Here is an 834-nt window from a genome sequence, read left to right as displayed (position 1 = left end):
CTGTATGCAAGGCAGCCAGGACGATCAGATAATCTGATCCACCATAGTGACCGTGGCAGTCAATACGTCTCCATCCGCTACACAGAGCGTCTCGCGGAGGCCGGAGTAGAGCCCTCTGTTTGTAGCAAAGGAGACAGCTACGACAACGCTTTGGCTGAGACCATCAACGGATTGTACAAGGCGGAACTGATACACCGGCAATCATGGCGGAGTCGCGAAGCAGTAGAAATAGCCACCCTGAAATGGGTTCACTGGTTCAATCATCAGCGCCTTCTGGGATCGATTGGACGTATACCGCCGGCAGAAGCTGAGGCAAACTTCTACCAGCAACACACAGGTCAGGCCGTGGCGGCCTGACTTAAACGGAATGGCCTCCATAAAACCCGGTACGATTCAGAGTGATTTGTACTTGAGTAATAGTGGCCTGGTTTTTTTGATTGAAGCATAAATATTAATTTATCTTTACCGCGTCTCAATTGTCCGCCTGATCTAAACCGTCCTGACGCTGATCTTGCCTTGCTTGGACGGCTTCTTGCTTTTGATGACCTGAGTGTTCCTCTTCAGATAAGCGAGTTTGTTTTTCACGGGCGTTTTCATGAAATCGCTTCGACCTATCCAAACCTTCTTCGGCACTGGCCATACCTACAAAGAATAATAGGGTGCTGCTGATCGCGATAGATTTTAAGAAGTTCATTTTAATCCCCTGCTCTTGTTAAGCTCGCCTATCGGATGGCGGCTTTTCACTGTTCACAGTTTAAGACTTCAAACCTGACAGCAAGGTGAGCGCAAAATTACAAAACTGTAATTTTTCATTGGGGAATTGTTGCCTGCTTG

General features: G+C 47.8%; 2 protein-coding genes. One reads left to right on the top strand and one right to left on the bottom strand.

Annotation, left to right across the window (positions count from 1 at the left end; genetic code table 11):
• On the top strand, positions 1–357 hold a 357-nt coding region (locus tag V7756_RS18900), incomplete at its 5' end, for an integrase core domain-containing protein (protein WP_335611750.1).
• A 115-nt stretch (positions 358–472) separates the two neighbouring features.
• On the opposite strand, the gene V7756_RS18895 is transcribed toward V7756_RS18900, so the two are convergent.
• Positions 473–694, bottom strand: a complete 222-nt coding sequence (locus V7756_RS18895; protein WP_123891462.1) for a hypothetical protein — start codon at positions 692–694, stop codon at positions 473–475.
• Between the last annotated feature and the right edge of the window lie 140 nt (positions 695–834).

Origin of the sequence: Halopseudomonas sp. (assembly GCF_036961105.1) — a bacterium.
Lineage (GTDB): Bacteria > Pseudomonadota > Gammaproteobacteria > Pseudomonadales > Pseudomonadaceae > Halopseudomonas.
This window is presented reverse-complemented; position numbering and strand designations above follow the sequence as displayed.

What these genes read in the sequence shown, in the direction of transcription:
- V7756_RS18895 (WP_123891462.1), bottom strand. Translation starts at nt 694, where the DNA reads ATGAACTTCTTAAAATCTATCGCGATCAGCAGCACCCTATTATTCTTT.